Annotated in this window: 20 protein-coding genes; 5 read left to right on the top strand and 15 right to left on the bottom strand. The window is 60.6% G+C overall.

The window, feature by feature from the left end:
• Positions 1–28: 28 nt before the first annotated feature.
• From KTN04_RS15345 to KTN04_RS15335, 3 genes are all read right to left on the bottom strand, one after another.
• Positions 29–460, bottom strand: coding sequence for a hypothetical protein (locus KTN04_RS15345; RefSeq protein WP_217336115.1), 432 nt, complete (start codon positions 458–460; stop codon positions 29–31).
• A gap of 119 nt (positions 461–579) precedes the next feature.
• Positions 580–1,425 (bottom strand): alpha/beta hydrolase, encoded by an 846-nt coding sequence (locus tag KTN04_RS15340; protein ID WP_217336114.1) that lies wholly within the window; start codon positions 1,423–1,425, stop codon positions 580–582.
• A 133-nt stretch (positions 1,426–1,558) separates the two neighbouring features.
• On the bottom strand, positions 1,559–1,831 hold the full coding sequence (locus KTN04_RS15335; protein WP_217336113.1) for a hypothetical protein: 273 nt from the start codon (positions 1,829–1,831) through the stop codon (positions 1,559–1,561).
• Positions 1,832–2,079: 248 nt separating this feature from the next.
• Between KTN04_RS15335 and KTN04_RS15330 the strand changes: the two genes are divergently transcribed.
• Complete coding sequence (locus tag KTN04_RS15330; RefSeq protein ID WP_217336112.1) at positions 2,080–2,364, top strand: transposase; 285 nt, start codon at positions 2,080–2,082, stop codon at positions 2,362–2,364.
• A gap of 145 nt (positions 2,365–2,509) precedes the next feature.
• Here the strand turns inward: KTN04_RS15330 and KTN04_RS15325 are convergent, their stop codons facing one another.
• The 12 genes from KTN04_RS15325 to KTN04_RS15270 form a co-directional block, all read right to left on the bottom strand.
• Positions 2,510–3,052, bottom strand: a complete 543-nt coding sequence (locus tag KTN04_RS15325; RefSeq protein ID WP_217336111.1) for a hypothetical protein — start codon at positions 3,050–3,052, stop codon at positions 2,510–2,512.
• Positions 3,053–3,151: 99 nt separating this feature from the next.
• Positions 3,152–3,583 carry a hypothetical protein gene (locus tag KTN04_RS15320; RefSeq protein ID WP_217336110.1) on the bottom strand — a complete coding sequence of 144 codons (432 nt, stop codon included), beginning with the start codon at positions 3,581–3,583 and terminating at the stop codon, positions 3,152–3,154.
• Between the two features lie 27 nt (positions 3,584–3,610).
• A complete protein-coding gene (locus tag KTN04_RS15315; protein WP_217336109.1) occupies positions 3,611–4,090 on the bottom strand; it encodes a hypothetical protein in 480 nt (159 codons plus the stop codon).
• 755 nt (positions 4,091–4,845) lie between these two features.
• Positions 4,846–5,304 carry a nuclear transport factor 2 family protein gene (locus tag KTN04_RS15310; RefSeq protein ID WP_217336108.1) on the bottom strand — a complete coding sequence of 153 codons (459 nt, stop codon included), beginning with the start codon at positions 5,302–5,304 and terminating at the stop codon, positions 4,846–4,848.
• Complete coding sequence (locus tag KTN04_RS15305; RefSeq protein WP_217336107.1) at positions 5,301–5,687, bottom strand: nuclear transport factor 2 family protein; 387 nt, start codon at positions 5,685–5,687, stop codon at positions 5,301–5,303. Before KTN04_RS15305 ends, KTN04_RS15310 begins: the two co-directional genes overlap by 4 nt.
• Before the next feature lie 26 nt (positions 5,688–5,713).
• On the bottom strand, positions 5,714–6,589 hold the full coding sequence (locus KTN04_RS15300) for an SDR family NAD(P)-dependent oxidoreductase (RefSeq protein WP_217336106.1): 876 nt from the start codon (positions 6,587–6,589) through the stop codon (positions 5,714–5,716).
• A gap of 95 nt (positions 6,590–6,684) precedes the next feature.
• Positions 6,685–8,292 carry a FadD3 family acyl-CoA ligase gene (locus tag KTN04_RS15295; RefSeq protein WP_217336105.1) on the bottom strand — a complete coding sequence of 536 codons (1,608 nt, stop codon included), beginning with the start codon at positions 8,290–8,292 and terminating at the stop codon, positions 6,685–6,687.
• A gap of 1 nt (position 8,293) precedes the next feature.
• Entirely contained in the window at positions 8,294–9,040 is a 747-nt protein-coding gene (locus KTN04_RS15290) for an SDR family oxidoreductase (protein ID WP_254262605.1), read from the bottom strand.
• Positions 9,041–9,048: 8 nt separating this feature from the next.
• The gene (locus tag KTN04_RS15285) at positions 9,049–10,749 is read right to left on the bottom strand and encodes an FAD-binding protein (RefSeq protein ID WP_217336103.1); all 1,701 of its coding nucleotides are present in this window, start codon (positions 10,747–10,749) and stop codon (positions 9,049–9,051) included.
• On the bottom strand, positions 10,746–12,476 hold the full coding sequence (locus KTN04_RS15280) for an FAD-dependent oxidoreductase (protein ID WP_217336102.1): 1,731 nt from the start codon (positions 12,474–12,476) through the stop codon (positions 10,746–10,748). Before KTN04_RS15280 ends, KTN04_RS15285 begins: the two co-directional genes overlap by 4 nt.
• A gap of 236 nt (positions 12,477–12,712) precedes the next feature.
• Positions 12,713–14,407, bottom strand: a complete 1,695-nt coding sequence (locus KTN04_RS15275; RefSeq protein ID WP_217336101.1) for a class I adenylate-forming enzyme family protein — start codon at positions 14,405–14,407, stop codon at positions 12,713–12,715.
• Between the two features lie 35 nt (positions 14,408–14,442).
• Positions 14,443–15,516, bottom strand: a complete 1,074-nt coding sequence (locus tag KTN04_RS15270; protein ID WP_217336100.1) for an MBL fold metallo-hydrolase — start codon at positions 15,514–15,516, stop codon at positions 14,443–14,445.
• A gap of 175 nt (positions 15,517–15,691) precedes the next feature.
• Here KTN04_RS15270 and KTN04_RS15265 point away from each other — a divergent pair, with 175 nt between their 5' ends.
• The 4 genes from KTN04_RS15265 to KTN04_RS15250 all read left to right on the top strand — a co-directional run.
• Positions 15,692–17,023: a spinster family MFS transporter gene (locus tag KTN04_RS15265; protein ID WP_217336099.1), complete on the top strand. Its 1,332-nt coding sequence runs from the start codon at positions 15,692–15,694 to the stop codon at positions 17,021–17,023.
• Positions 17,024–17,140: 117 nt separating this feature from the next.
• Positions 17,141–18,235, top strand: a complete 1,095-nt coding sequence (locus KTN04_RS15260) for a Rieske 2Fe-2S domain-containing protein (protein ID WP_217336098.1) — start codon at positions 17,141–17,143, stop codon at positions 18,233–18,235.
• Between the two features lie 216 nt (positions 18,236–18,451).
• Positions 18,452–19,843 carry a DUF1329 domain-containing protein gene (locus KTN04_RS15255; RefSeq protein ID WP_217336097.1) on the top strand — a complete coding sequence of 464 codons (1,392 nt, stop codon included), beginning with the start codon at positions 18,452–18,454 and terminating at the stop codon, positions 19,841–19,843.
• A gap of 20 nt (positions 19,844–19,863) precedes the next feature.
• Positions 19,864–20,066, top strand: a 203-nt coding sequence (locus KTN04_RS15250) for a DUF1302 family protein (RefSeq protein ID WP_328515993.1), incomplete at its 3' end; no start/stop codon positions are given.

Below are 20,066 nucleotides of genomic sequence, written 5' to 3'. Positions count from 1 at the left end.
CTTCTTTCCGCTTTTCCTTGCGTCCGGCTTACAGAATCTGTGTGCGTGCACGCGTGCTGTCGGTGAACAGCGCAACCAGCGAGAAATCCATGAACCCGGTGCAGGTCGACAGGTAGTCCTTGGCCCAGAAGCTCATGCGATCGGACAGATCCTGTCCGCCCACCGCCACAAAACGGCAGCACACGACGTCACGCGCATCATTGGCCTTCTGGCCATCGGTCACCGACAGACGCAGCACCGCCGTCTCCGGCTGCCACTCCACCATGTAGAACAGCGATTCGTTTTTCACGTTGGCATTCAGCTGCGACATCGATAATGCAAGACAGGCTTCCACATCCTGCTTCAGCGCCGCATCATCCACCGCCTGTGACTCGGCATAATGAAAGCAGCATCCGGCTTGTGCGGCATCGTCGGGATCGAAGGGGTTGTTGTGCTCGCGGGTATTCCAATTCAGGCTCATCAGGTCCTCGCCAGTGGTCAGGTTAAGGCAACCGGCCTCACGCCGGTGCAATGGCGCGCCATTGTAGCCTTAATCTCCCGGATAGCGGCAGCCATTTGCGGCCCGATGCCGCTGCGCTCTCAGCCCCCATGTTGGGCAAAGAAGCTCAGCACATCACGCATCACCGGGCGGCGCTCACGCAGAAACCAGGTCAGGCTAGCCACAATGCCGACATGGTCGAGATTGGCATAGGTCCGGGTATGCACCTGGCCACCGCGCGCCGTCACGGCCTGCGCCAATCGGGTATGATTGCGGGCGCCCACCAGCCGGTCAGCCTCGCCCCACAACAGCAGCATGGGCGGCTCGTCACCGTCAATGAACGTGGTCGCCTGCATCAGCGGATAGCGTTCGGGCGGGCCGAACATCGCCTGAAGGTCAGCCTCCTCCGGCTCGAAATCATAGGGCCCGGCCAGGCCGGCAAACGCACGCACCATGCCGGGCTGCTTGCCGTATGCGGCCAGGTAGCGCGCATCCGCCAACACCAGCGCACCGATGTGCGCACCGGATGAATGCCCGGCCACATGGATCCGGTCGGGACTGCCGCCAAAGCGGTCGATGTGATCATGCACCCAAGCCAACGCACGGGCAGCGTCTTCCACAAACACCGGAAAACGCACCTGCGGATACTGACGGTGATCGGCGATCACCGTAACATAACCTTGGCGCGCAAAGGCCTCGCCCACAAAGGGATACATCGACTTGGCGCCCTCGGTCCAGCGCCCGCCATAAAAGAACACCAGCACCGGCGCATCACGCGCCTCGGGTGGACGGTAAATATCCAGCCGCTGACGAGGCTCGGGGCCGAATGCCCAATCACGGGTGGTGTCGATATCGCTGAATTTGGCCGGGAAGTTGGCCAGAGTCAGCCCCAGTTGGGTACAGCCGCTGAGGAGAAGCGCCCCGACCGATAGCAACAGTGCTTTCATACGCCCTCGTTGATTGGTGAGTGCTCTGCCCTCTCATACCCCAGCAACCGTTAACTGGAGCATCACCAGGACTTGATACGCGCGATGGCCGTCGTTACCGCCCACCCGGTATCCACCCGGTCGGTTCTGGCAATCATGTCAGTAGCGACATCAGTGCCATATCAAGCAGTAGGGGGCTGGAAAGAATCGCGCCGGCCGACCACAGCAGCCCCAGCAACCCCCAAAAGATCTGCCCCTTGAAGATCCCCAATACACACAGGACTACCGCAATGGGCCCCAGTACCAGAGACAGGTAAAAGTTGCTCACTATGCCCAGCACAAAACCCAAAAAGCCAAGCACCGTTGTGGATTCTTCCTCTGCTTGCGCTTGTAGGTTATCCGGTTGTGTAATCGTATCGTCGCTCATCATGTGCGTCCTTGTCAGTCATTGGAAATACCCTGGATACGTACTACACCGCTCGACATCCATGCGGGCTAATACTTACCGGATGGCGTCTAATTTTCCAGACACTAAATGCCATGGCGCGCACCTACCCACAATGTCCTTGATATTGCGCAGGGTTGAGTACAAAACCCTGCGCAATATCAAAACATTGCTACGCCTCACTGGAACCTCACATCAAGACGATTACCAAACAGATCGACGAAGCTGTTATGCAGGTCAAGCATTGGCGCACCAAAACCGAGATCCTGACCAGTGTGCTGGGGGGCGGCAAAGTCCTCGCGTACACATTGCTCAGCGAGCTTCCAGAGCTCGGCAAACGCGACCATAAGGAGATCGCCGCGCTCGTCGGTATCGCGCCCCTGAACCGTGATAGCGGCGCCTGGAATGGCAAACGGCGCATCCGTGGAGGCCGTTACCGCATACGCACCGTTATGTTCATGGCGATGCTGTCATCCAATGCAACCCCGTTTTCAAACGCTTCTACGAGCATCTGAAAGCCCAAGGCAAACGGCCAAAAGTCGCCATCATCGCCTGCATGCGAAAGCTCATTGTGGTGCTGAATACCATGCTCAAGAATGAGACACGATGGGGCGAAAATATTGCTTAAATATTTAACTAGACACCACAGTCACTTTTTAACTATTTTGCTAATGATGAAAATCCTGGGTGAGTCACAATTTGGTTAATAAAATTTTCAACGGCTGGTTCATACGCTTGAGCAACTTGTTGACAAGCTTTGTCGGCAACAAAATTTGTAGAGAAATCATACGTACTCTGTACAGTGTACCCTTGTGATTTAGGCGATGAAATTTTTGCATTTATCATCCACTTACCGGCACCGATATTGGAGTTGAAATCTAGTTTTTCTATAGCGCCAGAGATTTTAATATCAGAGCCTTCTTTGTACACACCGGCCATTTTTAAGTCGTTTTTAATTGCGCCTTCAATATAGTTCTCGAAGCTAACATTATTCTGGTTTTTCACCGGACCCGCTGCTCTGCAGGTTATTGAAGTGGTATCGCTGTTCTTTGAAACAAATTCACCTACTGATAACTCTGTAATACCGGATTTTCTTATTTCATCTACGTTATCTGGAGAGGCTCCATAGTTGCTTGTCATGTGTGTGCAGCCAACAGTATAAAAAGCGACGCCGGCAATTGATAAGGCTTTTAAAATTTTCATGTTCTTTCCTTTTTGTTGAGTTTATAGAGTTAACGCCCGGCACACGTGCCGATTTGTAGCCGCGAAACGGCGGAGAAGCGGTCACCGTGCTGCCGCTTGTTAACTGTCTTGCACTGTATCAAGGGACCATCTCTTTCGATCAGGCGCAAATTGAAATTTCGCGTCCTTCTGTTCAATACACACCAGATCTGGATCAAATTCAAAACCATCGCTCCTTGAGCCGGAAACAGATCGGTAAGAACCATCCGCTTTAATGAACAGGAATCCCCATGCACCATCCTGGGCGTCAGCGACAGGTGGGTAGCTGATTCCATATTTGTCCAGCTTCAACGGGCCGTCATAGGGGTGACTAAAGCACATCAGTTCCCAGTCCCCGTCAAATACCACTGCCAAGTCAACGCGGGCTCGGCCTTCTTCAATTTCATTCTGCAATAGGGAGACAAACGCCCTCTCATGCCTATTGAGTACGAAGTAAAGGGAAGCAAACGCTACAAAAAGTACAGCTACCACGGCCAACTTTCTGAGACTCAATGATCACTCCTCTTCGTAAGCTAACAGTTAGCAGGCAATTTCTTTCTCCAGTGCTTTAATGAAGGAGTCTTCGAGATCCGCGTAATCCTTTGGGTCGGCACCTTTAGGGAAGAACTTACCATTAGGGAGTTTGGGGAGCAGCATGTTGACAGATTTTATTGGCCCATACCCCTCTGACAGCGAGCGCGGGACCCAGCCGCGATTTTTTTCTATCACAGAGGCAATATATGCGGAGCGGAACTCCGCCCATGAACACAGCCCGATACCAGATGTGCCAATGCCGATGAATATGTGTGGCCACCGGGAACTTTCTGTATTAACAACCCACTCATTGAACTCACCTTTCGTTAAGCGAATAGTGCCCAACTTGGCCTCAATACCGAATTGGTGTTCGTGGTCTTTGTAATATACGACATCCCCGATGATGCCTTTTGTTCCATCAGGATTGATGTAGTCCGGCACGCGCTGGTTTAGTTTGAAAAGCCTCGGCACTAGATAAGCGCTCACAAAGTGGTGCTCTCCGGGGCAAGGTCGCTTACTCAGTCCTGGCTTACTGAGATAGCGATCAATGTACTCACTGTAAGTATTTAGCACCTGCGGTCCTTTGACTGCTAACGCCGTGTTAAGGGGCCGTAGCAGCGCAGCTGCGGAGGTCCCAGTGAGCAACGCGAACGACTTTGAACACCTTGTTATTTTTTTCTTTCGAGTTCTTCATGAAACCTAAGCCAAAGTGGTTTTATTTGACGTTTTATTGTTTTACTTTGCATCTCTTTCGCAGCCTTCAAGCCATATATGACAAAGTTTCGGCTGCCTAAATGAGTGTAACGGCTATAAAGCTTACGCTTATATAAATTTTTTTCAGGCAAGCCTTTTTCTATTCGAACCGAATTATATTTATTAGCGGGTATACTTTTTAACCCTGAGCCGCTCAAAAATATTCCAACAGAGCAACAACTTACCAACCCTAAGATAGGAAAAAAGGTATTCCACCAAGGTTGCTTCCATCCAGCGGGTATTCAGCCCTCTCCCTGCGCATATGCCCCCTGCTGTCGTGGATACGGGCACGCTCACACAGTCAAAAGTTGATACATTCAGACAACGCTTTCATCCCCCTTCCATTGAAAATGAGCCGGCGCCATAGCGTAGCAAGGCGGGCCTCTGTCATCGCCCGCACAGCTATCCATTAGGGTTAATCCTGAGTCATACGGCTCGACTTTTCCAGACCGCGAAAGTCGTATTTTCCGCAGGCCAAGGCCGCTGTGTCACCGGCCTGCGGCGTCTTGCACCGTCGACTGCGCCAGTTCCATCAAGCGCTCAAACCGGGTTGCAACGATTTTCCATTCGCCTTCGATGCAGCGATAACAGTCATGGTATTGGCCACTTAGCTGCAGGGTGGCGCCGGTGTCGGCATCCAGGTTGAAGTAGAACAGCGCCCAGCGGGCTGTGGCGTTGTGGTCGTCGGTCAGCTCGATTTCCGGGTTGCCGGCATGGTGCAAATCCTTGACCCGCTCATGGCAGGCCAGCTGTCGGTAGAGATCGATAAAGCGGTCGCGGTTGTCGAATGTGCCAATGGGGCCATAGTCGATGCTGATCGCGCCGGGGGCGAAGCAGTCGCGGATGCGCACCACGTCTTTGGTGTCGCAGGCGTTGAGATAGCGGTGCTTGAGCTGTCGAATGGCCTCCAGGGCTTCGAGGCGGGCCAGGCGCCGTTCACTGTTCATGTGCCTTCTCCCGGGATGTAATTGAGTGCGCCCCAATAGGCTTTCATGGAACGGATGCGGCCGTCGGCATCAAATTCCATCACGTCGATCACTTCAATGTGGCAGGGCTCGTCGCCCAGCACTTCCACCCGAAACGGCATGGCGCCCCAGCCGTTGTCGGTGGCGCGCACGGGGCCTTCCAGCCGGGCGCGCACCTGCATCTGCCCCATGCCGTCGCGGTAAAACGCGGCAATGGCGTCGATGCCGACATGCGGCGGCTGGCCGACCGGGTCTTCGACCACGGCGTTGTCGGCATAGAGGGCTAGTATGGCGTCCACATCGTTGGCATCCACCAGGGCGATGTAGCGGGTCATGATGTCACGAACCTGTTGTGCATTGATCATGGCGCTTCCTTCTCAATATTGAGGGCTTATTTGACGCGCACGGGGTGCCACTGCTGAGGGGCACCCAGCAGCTGGCGATAGCTGGGCGGCTGGCGGTCGTCGTCGGCAATGCCGTAGTCCTGCGCCAGCTCGGCGCTGATCAGGGTCTGGCCGCTGTAATCTGCGCGGTGCGGATCCTCCAGCAGCGCCAGGATGACGCGGCCGTTGAACTCCGGCGTTTCACCGCTGTGCATGATGTCGCCGTAGGCATCGGGGCGAGCCTGAGCCGCAATGGCGGAGCGTTCAGTGCGCTGGGGACCGAGCCAGAGCGCCACGCAGTCAACACCGCTGCCTTCAAAGTCCACCGCCATGTCGGCGGCCATTTTGTCGCCGCCCGCCTTCTGGGCGCCGTAGGCAGGACCGTGCATGTAGCACACACTGCCATAGGACGAGGTGAACACCACCAGTCCATTGCCGCCGGCCAGCAGCAATGGCGCCGCATAGTAGCTGGCCACATAGGAGGAGCGCAGACCCACGTCAAGCATGGCGGTCATGGCCAGCGGCTTGTCCCAGAAGGGGCCTTCGTTGATCAGTTGCTCGGGCAATGCGATGGCGTTGTTGACCAGCAGATCCAGCCGGCCCTGCTCACGCTGCACCTGCTCGAACAGCGCCTTGACCTGGGCGTCATCGCCGTGATCACAGGGCACGGCAATGCCCTGGCCACCGGCGGCGGTGATGGCGGCGGCGGTCTCGGACAGGGTGCCGCCCAAGGGCTGGCCGCACAACTGCATGTCGCTGCGGGTAGCTGAGCGGCCGGTGATGTAGACAATCATGCCGGCAGCGCCCAGTGCAATGGCGATGCCCTTGCCGACGCCACGACTGGCACCGGTAACGACGGCAACACGGGAGGGAGTTTGGCTCATGGGTACGTCCTTTGGGTTGTGATGGCTGTGCCAATACGCGCAAGGGCCGGGAGTCTCCTCGCCGGCCCTTGCGTGGGTGCCTGTGCCTTGGATGATCAGGCCTTGGCGTAATCGCGCTTGAGCACCAGCTTGTCGACCTTGTTAGAGGCATTCACCGGCAGCGCCGAGACAAAGCGCACCTGGCGCGGCACCTTGTAGTTGGCCATGTTCTGGCGCGACCACTGCACCAGTGACTTGGCATCGAGCTGGCTGCCGTGACGCTTGACGATGAAGGCGCAGCCCACCTCGCCCATGCGCTCATCCGGCACCCCGATCACGGCGGCCTGAGCCACTTCCGGGTGCTCGACCAGCGCCGCTTCGATCTCGGCCGGGTAGCAGTTGAAACCGCCCACGATAAACATGTCTTTCAGGCGCCCGGTGATGCGCAGGTAACCGCGCGCGTCCAGGGTGCCGATATCGCCGGTATGCAGCCACTTGTCGGCATCGATGGTCTCGGCAGTCGCCTCCGGGTTCTGGAAGTAGCCCTGCATGACGTGAAAGCCGCGAATACAGATCTCACCGCTTTCGTTGGCGCCCAGACGATTGCCGTCCTGGTCCAGAATCGCCACTTCGGTGCCGGGAATGGCCTTGCCGCTGGTGCCGGCGATGGTCTCGGCGGAGTCGGTCGGATCACAGATGGTGGCCAGGCCGCCGCATTCGGTGAGACCGTAGGCGGTGGTGACCACATCAAAGCCCAACTCGTTGCGCATGCGCTCGATCAGAACCGGCGGAATCGTGGAAGCACCGGTGGAGGCCACCCGCAGGCTGCTCAGATCCTTGTTGGCCAGCTCGGGATGCGCCAGCAGTGACAGGTACAGCGTCGGCGGGCCGGGCAGTACGCTGACGTTATCCTTCTCGATCCGCTCCAATACTTCATCGGCATCAAATACCGGGTGCGGCAGGATAGTGACGCCGCACAACAGCGCGCTCAGCCAGCCGGCCTTGTAGCCAAAGGTGTGGAAGAAGGGATTGACCACCAGAAAGCGGTCGCCCGGCACCAGGCCGAGAATGCGCACGAACTCGGAAAACGCCCGCAGCGCGGCGCCGTGGGCGCTCATCACGCCCTTGGGCTTGCCGGTGGTGCCGGAGGTAAACATCAGATCGGACAGACTGTCGCCATCGAGCTGACTGGCCCGCACGCGGGCCGCCGATTCGCTCACGGCCTGGCCCAGGTCGATGAACGCTTCCCAGTCCAGACTGTTGGCCAGGGGCGCGCCGGCACGGGGGCTGGTGATGATGGTCATGTCGAGCAGGTCGGCGCAGCTGTCACGCAACTGGGCCGGGTAGTCGGTGTCGAGGAAATCGCCGACCGAAAACAGGATGCGGCTGCCGCTGCGTTCGATGATGTCGGTGGCTTCGGCCGCTTTCATGCGGGTGTTGATCGGCACCAGCACCGCACCGGCCATCTGCAGCCCCAGAGCCGCCAGAATCCAGCGTGCCCCGTTGGGGGCCCAGACAGCGACGCGATCACCGGGCTGTACGCCCAGCTGCATCAGACCGCGCGCCACTTCCAGCGCCCGCTGCGACAGGTCGGCGTAGTCGATGACCTTGCCGCCATCTTCAATGGCCGCGGTGCCGGCAAAACGGCGCGAGGCTTCGAATACCAGTTCGGGAATGGTCTGCGCCTTCAGGGGCAGATCGAGTTGTGTTTGCATGCTGGTCATATCAGATACTCATGATGAATTGGCCACTGTCCACGCGCAGCTCGATGCCGTTGATGGCACGAGACTCGTCCGACGCCAGGAAGGCCACGGCGGCGGCCACGTCTTCCGGCTGGCACATGCGGTTCATCGGGTCGCTGTCGATGGTGATCAGGTTGGGGTCGATGCCTTCCGGCAGCGCCGCCAGCGTCATCGGCGTCAGCACGCCATCCGGGTGCACGGAGTTGCAGCGCACGCGATACTTGCGCTGACGACAATGCGCGGCGATGACACGGGTCATGGCCGCCACCGAGCCCTTGGAGGCGCTGTAAGCCAAGTAGTCGGCGCGCCCGGCCAAGGCCGCGATGGAGGAGACATTGATGATCGCCCCACCCTGCTCCTTCAGCAGCGGCATGCTTTTCTGGCAACCGAGGAAAACGCTGTCGGAGTTGATGCGGTGCAGCAGCTGCCAATCGTCCAGCGACGTGGTTTCGATGGTGCCGGGCTTGAGAATGGCGGCGTTGTTGACCAGCACGTCCAGCCGACCTTCTTCGGACGTGATGCTGGCCAGCACGCTATCCCAGTCATCGGCATCGGCCACGTCCATGGTCATGAAGCGCACCTGCCCACCCAGTTCGGCCGCAGCGGCCTTGCCACGGGATTCCTGCAAATCGGTCATGATGACACGGGCGCCGGCGGCCACCAGGGTGTGTGCCACGCAGAGTCCCACACCACTGGCGGCGCCGGTGACCAGCGCGACTTTGTTATCCATGGAATTGCTCATGTTTCGGTTCCTTGTGCAGTGGTCAGCGGGCGGGCGTCAGCCACGCCGGTGCCGGCGTTGGCCACGGCGGCTCCGGCGCGACGGCCAGAGAACACGCAGTCGGCCAGTGACAGGCCGCTGATATAGAGATTCGAGGGAATGCCGACGGCGGTGCGGCCCGCCGCGAAGAGTCCGGCAATGGGCTTGGCCTGTGCATCGAGCACGGCGCCGCTGTCTTCGTCCACCTTGAGGCCGCCCAGCGTCAGGGCACCCAGCGGCAGCACGGCCGAGCTGACGGAAATGTCGAGGGCATAGAAAGGTCCGTTGCGCAGCGCCTGGCAGGAATCGGCCGACTTGCCCTGGGGGTCCGGCTGGCCCTGACTGATCGCCTGGTTATAGGCCTGCAGCGACATTTCCAGTGCCTGAGGATCCATGCCGGTCTTGCGGGCCAGTTCCGCCGGCGTGCGGCCCTTGCGGGCCGCCAGCAGCATCATTGCCAGCGCCGGTACCGACTGGAACCACCAGTAGCCGCCGAACAGCGCCTGACGGATCGACTGCTGCCGCAGCGGCCGGTCCAGAATCAACCAGGCCTTGCCGTCCTGCTCCTCGCAGATGGCATGCCCCAGCGTGGCGCCATACACCTCTTCATTGGCAAAACGCTCGCCGCGACGGTTCACGGCAATGCCCTTGGGCCACTTCTGCGGCGGGTTGATGAAACGCCAGGCGGAGACGGTATCGAGCCGGTTGCTTGCCGCCCCCACCGACAGCCCCAGTCGCAGGCCGCTGCCGTCACAGCCGGTGGCACCGATCTTGAAGTTGCGCCGGTACTTGGGCGCGTACTGCTTGATCAGTTCCTTGTTAAAGATGAAGCCCCCGGTACTGAGCACCACGCCCTGGCGCGCACGGATACGCTGGGGACGGGCATGCTCGGCTTCCAGAGCCGCCAGTTTCAGGCGCAGCCGGTTGCAGTAGCCCGGCGCCAGGTTCTGCAGTTTTTCCGCCCGCTGTGCCCAACGTGCATGCAGCCTTGCCGCCTTGCTGCCGACGGGCAGGCTCCAGACCTCGGCGCCTACCACCCGGCCATCGGTCGAGGTGATCAGGCGGCGTACGCAGGACTGGGTCAGACTGCTGATGCCTCGCGTGCGACAGGCCGCCTGCAGGTGTGAATAGAGCACCACACCGCCGTGCCCCTTGCCGACCGTGCGGTGGCCGCGCGGCGGAGGCGGCGTATCGCCCCGGTAGGCCGGTACCAGCTCGTTGCCGGAGTAGTACAGGTAGTAGCCGTCCTGCGGGTAGGAGGTCTTGCCCCCCGGCGGCAGGGTGTGGCTGTAGGGCGTGCCCATGGCTTCCAGCCACTGCAGATTGGCATTGCTCTGTTCGCAGAATCGCTGCAGGGTGTCGTCACGGATCACGCCCTGGGTCTCATGGCGCAGGTACTCGAACATCGCCCGGGGGCTGTCGTCAAAGCCGGCCTGCTGCTGGTGGCGCGTGCCGCCACCGGCGTACACCACGCCGCCGCTCTTGGCACTGGCGCCGCCGCCCTGAAAGCGATCGACCACCAGTACCTCGGCACCCTGATCATGGGCTTCCAGCGCGGCACAGGCACCGGCGGCGCCCCACCCCACCACCAGCACGTCGCACTGGCGGTCCCAGTGTTCCCGATCCGGATCGCTCAGCTGCAGCGGCGCGGCGATCTCGGTAACGGCCGAGCGACTCATGCCTTCACCTTGTTGCGCGCCCGCTGGCTCACCAGATCGTTGACGGCAATATAGCCGAACGTCATAGCCGGCCCCAGGGTCGAGCCGGCGCCCGGGTAGGAGGTCCCCATGACCGAGGCGGAGCAATTGCCGATGGCGTACAGCCCCTTGATCTCGCTGCCGTCCTCGCGCACCACGCAGCCGCGCTCGTTGGTCAGCAGGCCGCCCTTGGTGCCGATGTCACCGGCATCCATGCGCATGGCGTAGAACGGTCCCTTCTGCAGCGGCGCCAGGCAGGGGTTGGGCTTGACGTTGCTGTCGCCGTAGTAACGGTCGAAGACGTTGCCGCCGCGCTGGAAATCTTCATCGTTGCCGCTGGCGGCGTAGGCGTTCATTTTCTTCGCCGTGTCGGCCAGGCCTGCTGCATCCACGCCGATTTCACCGGCCAGGGCCTCCAGGGTATCGGCCTTCCAGTACACGGTCTTGTGCCAGGCCTTGGGCAGACGGCTGTCCGGCATCACCTGCGACGGCATCAACGGGCCCATGGCATAGTTGAAGCGGAACTTGCTGTCGAAAATAACCCAGGCTGGAATCGATTGGCCGCCGCTGACGGCGTTATCCTTGTACATGGCATCGACAAACTCCAGGTAGGGCGCCGCTTCGTTGACGAAACGCTTGCCCTGGCCGTTGACCACGATGGCACCGGGGAAGGCACGCTCGGCAAAGACGCCGCGGGACTTGTTCTCTTTCGGCACGCGAATGGTCGGTGCCCACCAGCCCCAGTCGAGCAGCTCGGTGGCCGCGCCCAACGCCTGCCCCGCTTCCAGTGCCGCGCCGGTGTTTTGACCCGGCGGCGTGGCGCTCCATTCCACTTTGGTGGGCTGCGGCAGGTACTTGTCGCGCAGCGCCTGGTTCTGCTCGAAGCCGCCGGACCCCAGGATCACGCCCTGACGCACTTTGATCAGCTGCTCGGTGCCGTCACGCTTGACGATCAACCCACTGATGCGGCCGTCGGTTTCGACCAGCTCCTGAAAATCGGTGTTGAGCCACAACGGCACCTTGCGATCGATCAGCGAGGCACGCAGCGAGGCGATCAGGGCGTTGCCCAGTGCCGCCCGGCGGTCGCGGCGAGTCTTGCGGCGCTGTTTGAAGTCAAACTTGTAGCGCAGCATCAGCCACACCATCAGCAGGCGCCAGCCGCGTTCACGCGCCATGGCCTTGTGGGCATGGCGGGCCGTCCAGGCGATCTTGCCCATCAGCAGCGTGGTCGGCGAGGCCGGCATCAGGTTGTCGGCTTCATCACCCAGCTGGGTGGTATCGAACAGTTCCGGGTCGAGGGTGCGCCCGCCTGGCAAGCTGCCGGGCAGGTGCGGGTAATAGTCGGGGTATTTTTCCGCCACGGTGTAATGCAGCCGGGTGTTCTCTTCCAGGTACTGCATCATCTTCGGGGCGTTGTCGAGATAGGCATGCAGGCGCGCTTCATCAACCTTGCCTTCGGTGGACGCCTTGAGGTAGGTCAGTGCCTGCTCGTAGCTGTCGTTGCCGCCCTTGGCCTTGAAGTAGTGGTTGTTGGGTACCCAGATACCGCCACCGGACAGCGCCGAAGTGCCGCCGTACTTGTCGCCCTTTTCCACGATCAGCACACTCATGCCCTGATCGGCGGCAAAGATCGCGGCCGTCATGGCACCGGCGCCGGAGCCGACTACCACCACGTCATAGGTGTCGGTGTCTGTTGCCTGTGAAGTCATCTGCTCTCTCCATTTTATTATTCTCAACCCGGAGCAGCCGCCCGGCTGCAAGGATGTGCCAGCGCTTTTGGCACCTGGATATCATCATGCGCAACAGCGACCGGGCCGGGCATCGTCAAACCGGACTAAGCAGGCCGGGCGGCAGACCGGAATAACGGGAAATGGAGGTAACGGACGCACGCCAGTGACGGGTACCCCAACGGGCACTCGTCACTGACGCGGACAGAGAGAGTGAATCAGAGGAACAGCTGTTTTTTGATCTGCTGCTTGAGCAGCTTGCCGGCGGGGTTGCGCGGCAGTTTTTCCTGCTGCACCGAGATCATGGACGGCACCTTATAGGCGGCCAGGTGCTCGCCGACAAAGGCCTGCAACTCGCTTTCCTCCAGCTCTTCACCGGGCTGAATGGCCACCACGGCCACCACGGCTTCGCCGGTTTCCTCGTCGGGCACGCCCAGCACTGCCGCCTCGCGCACCAGCGGATGACGCAGCAGGCAGGATTCGACCTCGGCCGCGGCAATATTCTCACCGGCCCGGTTGATCACGTCCTTGAGACGATCAACGATGTAAATGAAGCCATCGGCATCTACATGACCCAGATCCCCGGTATGCAGCCAGCCATCACGCAGGGCAGTGCCGGTGGCATCGGGGTCGTTGAGGTAGCCATCCATCAATGCGATGCTGCGCAGACAGATCTCGCCATCTTCGCCTGCCGGCAGCGAGGTGCCGTCCGGCGCCTGCACCTGGATCTCCATCAGCGGCGAGATCAACCCCGATGCCGTCGGCTGCAGGCGGAACAGGTCGCCGGAGATCCCAGCGCCCACGCCGTTAGATTCGGTCATACCGTAGCCGATGCCGACCAGCTGCTCCGGCAGCGCATCCAGCACTTCATCGATCAGCCCCTGCGGCAGACCGGCACCGCCGAAGCCCAGCCCGGCCAGGCCGCCCTTGACACCATCGGCATGAAACTCGGGCTCGCGCAGCAGCTGCATCACCATGGAGGGTGCACCGTTGAACTGGGTAACCTGTTCGGCGGCCATAAGGTTCACCGCATCGGCCGGGTTCCACTTGTGCATGAACACTAGACGACGACCGGTGCGCACGGCGGTGAGCAGCTGCGCGTGCAAGCCGCTGACATGGAACAGGGGCACCGCGGTCAGAATCACCGGCGCCCGGGCCATGGACTGAATGCGCGCCAGCGCTTCCGGCGACGTCATCACCGATACGGCACTGATGTAATCGATGTTGTACAGCGCCTGGCAGACGGCACGCTGGCTGGATACCACCGCCTTGGCGCGACTGGTGGCACCGGAGGTAAACAGGATCAGTGCCGGATCTTCCGGGTGCGGATTAACGTCCGGCAACGCGCCGATCGGGCGTGAGATCACTTCATCGTAGGCATGACAGCGCCCAGCGCCCTGCTCCGGCGTCGGGCCGATCAGCAGGATGCGGGTCTGCTCGTCCACCCGCGAGACATCCAGCCGCGTGAGGCGATCGCTGTCGCAGGCCAGCACGGTGGCATCCAGACCACTGAGCGCATCATGCAGCTCTTCGCCCAGGCCAAAACTGTTCAGCGGTGCCGGCACCGCCCCCAGACGCACGGCGGCGATGAAGGCAGCGACCCATTCCGGGCGGTTGCGCATGGCAATGGCCACTCGGTCTCCGGGCTTGACGCCTTCGCAGTACATCCAGGAGGCCAGGGCATCCACATGGGCGTAAAAACGGCGGAAGCTCCAGTGGTCGCCCTGATACACCATGAAACATTCATCGTCGTCGCGGCGGGCCTGCCGAATCATCTCCACCAGATTGGCGGGGGCCTGCTTGTAAACCTTGAAGGAGCCTTTGGGCGTGTCCAGCGTGGTAAGTTCGAAGGGCGCACCCTGCGCAGTCAGCTGCGCCTGAACCGCAGCCGCCTGCCCTGTGATGGCATTCATGGGATGTCTCCTCTTATTGTTTTGGAATCATTCAATCACTGCGCCCGGTAGTGGTCCAGTCCGCTTTCGTCGCGGTGGCGCAGCAACCTGCCCTGTCGACACAGGTAATTCAGATGCGCCAGGGTCTCGCCCAGCGCCAGCATCAGTTCATAGGGCTTGATCTCGCGCTCGAACAACCCGTTCATGGCCTCCCAAGCGGTAAAGGCCTCGCCCTGGCGAGCCAGCCCCATCACCACCTCGAGCTGACGCGCATGATGGGCATGCAACTGGTCCACGCGCGCGTGCAGGCCACGAAAGACCAGGCCGTGCGCGGGCATCACCAGCGTGTCGGCGGCCAGGGTGCGCAACCGATCCAGCGATGCCAGCCACAGCTGCAGTGGGTTGGATTCGGGTTCGACATCGCTGACCAGCACGTTGGAGCTGATGGCCGGCAACACCTGATCACCCGCCAGCAGCAGTGCGTCCTCGGCCGCGTACAGGCAGGCATGCTCGGGCGAATGGCCTTCACCGATCACCACCTGCCAGCGGCGACCGCCAATCTGCAGCTCATCGCCACCACGCAGCCGAATGAAGCTGGGTGGAAATTCGGGCATGAAGGGGTCGCGGCGGTGCGTCGCCAGCATCGCCTCGAATTTTTCCGTCGGCGTACCCGCATGATGGAAGAAGTCGCGCTGGGTGTCTTCGCTCACCACCGCATGGGAGCTGGCCAGGGCACGCATGGTGAAATATTCGCCATGGGTCATGTACAACGGCGCCTCGAAGGTCTTCATCAGCCAACTGGCCAGGCCGGCATGATCATAGTGAAAGTGCGTACAGATCACGCCCTTGAGCGGGCGTCCCTCAAAGCGGGCTGCCAACTGCTGCCAGCAGGCGCGGGATTCATCGGTATTGAGACCGGTGTCGACCAGATACCAGCCATCACCGTCATCAAGCAGGTAAACATTGATGTGATCCAGCGCCATGGGCATGGGCAGGCGCGCCCAGAAGAGGCCCGGCGCCACCTCAACCATTTCGCCCTCGGGGGACGGCGCCTCCAGCGGGTACTGCAGCGCTTCGCGCTCGGCGGCCTTGCGCTGGCGAAGCTGCGCCTGGGTTTCACGTTGAGCCATGACACTCTCCTGTCGTTGTGTCGGCCTGCCGCTTCATCTGCAGCAGCCGGTGAACGGGCATGCTGCCATCTGACGTGATTCGCCTCGCGGTCACTACGTCCAAAAGGACGATGTCCATATGGACCACTCCGGTAACTTGGCAGCCACAACAATAACACTCCGATGGAGCCCACCCATGTCGATCATGCCTCCCAAAGTGACGGTCAGGAGCCACTTCACCCTGGCTCTGCTGGCCCTTGTTTATGTCTTTTCCTTTATCGATCGCAACGTGATCGCCATCGTGATCGAGCCGATCAAGCAGGAGTTCGGCGCCTCGGACACGCTGATGGGACTGCTCACGGGCCTCGCGTTTGCGGTGCTGTACGGCATCCTAGGCATTCCGCTGGGCCGCATGGTCGACCAGGGTGCCGACCGCCGCAAGATGATCTCCATCTGCTGTGGCCTCTGGAGCATCGCCACCATGGCCTGCGGCATGGCCACCAGCTTCTGGCAGCTGCTGATTGCACGCATGACCGTGGCCGTGGGCGAAGCCGGCGGCATGGCGCCATCGGTCTCGATGGTGTCGGATCTCTACCCCAAAAATCGCCGCTCCATGGCGATGAGCATCTTCATGCTCGGGCCGCAGCTGGGCATTCTGATTGCCATGGTGCTAGGCGGCTACATCGCCCAGACCTACGGCTGGCGTACCACCTTCATCTTCTTCGGCATCCCCGGCGTGCTGATCGCGGCCACGCTCTGGTTCTTTACCCGTGATCCCGGTCGCGGCGTGTTCGACAGCGAGGAAGAGCGACGCCAGGCCAAGCTCGCCCGCGACGTCAAGGCCAGTGTACAGATCAAGAGCATCTTCAAGGTGCGTGCCTTTGTCCTGCTCTGCTTCGGCGTGGCCCTGACCGGCGTGGTCGGCTACGGTTTCGGTATCTGGGCACCCACCTTCCTGCTGCGCAGCTACGAGATGCCGCTGGCTCAGGCCGGCTTCATGTTCGGTATTGCCAGCGGTCTGTTCGCAGTGCTCGGCACCCTGTTCTGCGGCTGGCTGTGTGACCGCCTGATCGTGCGTGACACCCGCTGGCAGATCGCCCTGCCGATGCTGGGCATTTTGATCAGCCTGCCGATGGGCATCGCCTTCCTGCTCTGGCCGACCAGTTCCACCTTCGCCGTGGGCCGCTTTGATGTGCCCGTAGCCATGCTGTTCTGTGCCGGTTTTGCCTTTTTCCAGAGCTGGTGGCCGACCCTCACTTTCGCTGCGGTCAGCCACCTGTTGACCAGTTCCCAGCGCGCCATGGGGGCGGCCTTCGTCAACCTGTTCATGACCCTGGTCGGCGCCGGTCTGGGCCCGTTCATCTCCGGCACGCTGAGCGACTTTTACACCGGTACCATGGGCCCGGACGGCCTGCGCTGGGCACTGGTCACCGTGCTCTGCCTGCTGCTGGTCACGGCCCTGATGTATGCCCTGGCGATCAAGCCTTACCAGCGCCGCCTGGAAGCGCTGGATGCCGAAATCGCCTGATCCGGAGCTTGACGCAGATCAGCCACACAGACCCATATCGTCCAAACAGGGTATGCCCCGACCCGGCGTGATCGACAGAATCAAGCGGGTGATAACAACAAGATCAAGGAGTTTCCCATGGCAACATCTCAGGACTACCGGCTCGGTGACTACACCTTCCCCCGCGGCTGGTTCATGATCGCCACATCCGATCAGATCAACACGCACAAGCCGCTGGCAGTGCGCTTCTTCGGCCGCGACTTTGCACTGTACCGTGGTCAGGAAACCGGCAAGGTGGTTCTGCTGGACGCCTACTGCCCGCACATGAAAACGCACCTGGCAGCGCCGAACGACACCTCCTACGTGATCATCGACGGCGGCGGTACCAACATCGAAGGCGACAGCATCCGCTGCCCGTACCACGCCTGGCGCTTCAATGCCGACGGCGAGTGCGATGATATCCCGTATCACGACGGCCCCATCCCCAAGACCGCCTGCGTCAAGTCCTGGACCGTGAAGGAAAGCCTGGGTGCCATCTGGATCTGGCATGACCCGGAAAACGGCGAGCCGGAATGGGATCACCCCAGCCTGCCGGAGTGGGATGATGAATCCTGGGTACAGTGGAAGTTCGACGATCTGGGCATTCTGGAACAGCACCCACAGGAAGTGATCGACAATATCTGCGACTACGGCCACCTGAGCCCGATCCACGGCTCCACCGTGCAGCGCTATGAAAACGAATTCAAGGGACATCTCGCCACACAGCGTCAGTGCGGCCCGCACCGCACTCTGGTGGGTGAGGACGGCCACAGCCCGATCCTGCACACCATCACCACCTACAACGGCCCGGGTGTGCTGATTTCCTACCTCACCGGCTATTACGAGTCGATCCTGATGATCACTCACACTCCGGTGGAAGATGGCAGCGTCCACGTCTGGCACGCCCTGCTGGTGAAATCACCCAATGGCAACGCCAAGGTGACCGTGGAAGACAAGATCGCCGCGGCCCAGTTCCAGGAAGCCAGCCGCCTGGCCTTTGCGCAGGATTTCGAAGTCTGGACCAATAAGGCACCCTGTCTCAACGGCATGTTCATCCCCAGTGATGGCCCGTTCATGAAGGCGCGCATCTGGTACAAGCAGTTCTACAACCCGCGCGACCGCCGCGCCGAGTTCCTGGACAAGTGTGAAGGGGTTTACGTGCCCAAGGGTACCGAGCCCTACACCCAGAACTGACACTCTGATCAGCGCATTGCAAACGGCCCGAAGCTCCCCTTCCGGGCCGTTTTTTTATGCCCGTTTCACGGCCCCCACTCCGACTAGTCTCTTTAGACGATTTCTCTGTTCGGCATTTCCCAAACAATGCCAACACAACAACAATAAAACCCACTGCCGCCCATGGCAGACACCGTTTTGACGAACTGTCCGCCTGGGTTCACATCTGGAGGCAAGATGAGAAAGCAGCAACTGTGGAAGCCCCTCGCCGCTTCTATCGCACTGGCCCTGTCCGCATCCGCTTACGCCAAGGTTTCGCCTGAAGAAGCCGCCAAACTCGGCAACGAGCTCACCTGCATGGGTGGCGTGGCCGCCGGCAACGAAGCGGGTACCATTCCTCCCTTCTCCGGCAAGTGGCTGGGTACCCCGCCGGGGATCGACTACGAGCCCAATGTGGGCCAGCACCCGATTGATCCTTACCCCAATGACAAACCGAAGTTTCAGATCACCGGCAGCAACTGGGAAGAGTACCAGGACAAGCTGACGCCGGGACAAATCGCCCTGTTCAAGCGTTTCCCCGATACCTTCCGCATCCCGGTCTATGAAGGCCGTCGCGATTTCCGCTATCCGGACGAGATCTGTGAAATTGCCAAGAAGAACGCGGTCGAAGCCGAGTTGATCGACGGCGGCATGGGCTTTACCGGCTACATGGGACCGATTCCCTTCCCGATCCCATCCGGCGACAACCAGGCCATGCAGGTCCTGGCCAACCACAACTATCCGTACCGTGCCTATACCGAGCGCATGGAACAGCGCGACCTGGCCGATGTCAACGCCAGCGGTGATATCACCTGGGGCCGCACCCATAACGCCGCCCTGAACGTGATCACCCTGCCGGACCAGATCGGCAAGCCGGTCGGCGATATCATGGCCTACAGTGATACCGGCACCCTGCTGCCGACCCGCGACAAGGGCAAGCGCACGGTCTCCATCGAGCCGATGAACTTCGCCGAGGGCCAGCGCCTGGCCTGGACTTACAACCCCGGCACCCGCCGCGTGCGTCAGTTGCCCGAATACGGCTTCGATACTCCCGCCGCCGGCACCTCCGGCAAGATGACCATCGACCAGGACCGCCTGATGAACGGCTCCCCCGAGCGCTATGACTGGGAGCTCAAGGGCAAGCGCGAAGTCTACATTCCGGCCAATGCTTACCGTGTGCATGAAGAAGATGTGTCCTACGACGAACTGTTGACCCCCAACCACGCCAACCCGGACTTCATGCGTTATGAGCTGCGCCGCGTCTGGGTGCTGGAAGGCACACTCAAGGACACTCACCGCCACAAGTATGGCAAGCGTGTCATTTATCTGGATGAAGACACCTGGCACGGCGTGATCAGTGACTACTACGATACCCGTGGCGAACTGGTGAACCACGCTTTCCTGAACTACTACTACGCCTACGACATGAAGGCCTGGCAGGCGGGCAGCAGCTTCTATCACGACCTCACCACCGGTGGCTATATCGGCTACAACCTGTTCCAGGATCTGGACAAGGGCCCGATTCTGAACGCCGGCGGCCTGGAGCCTGAACACTTCACCCCGGCCGCGCTGCGTCGTCGCGCCCACTGATCACTGTGAGGATTTGACACATGACTTTATTCACACCCAATCGTCTGGCCCTCGCGGTGCTGACTGCAGGTCTTGCCGCTCAGGCCCAGGCCGGTGAAAGCATCGACATGGGCAACGGCCTGACTCTGGACTGGAAAGGCACCCTGAGCTATGGCACCGGTGTGCGTCTGGAAGACCGCTCCGACGTGGGCTACATGCAGTCCAGCGGCAACCGCAACTTCGA

The organism is Marinobacterium weihaiense (genome assembly GCF_019061305.1).
Taxonomy (GTDB): Bacteria; Pseudomonadota; Gammaproteobacteria; order Pseudomonadales; family Balneatricaceae; genus Marinobacterium; species Marinobacterium weihaiense.
This window is presented reverse-complemented; position numbering and strand designations above follow the sequence as displayed.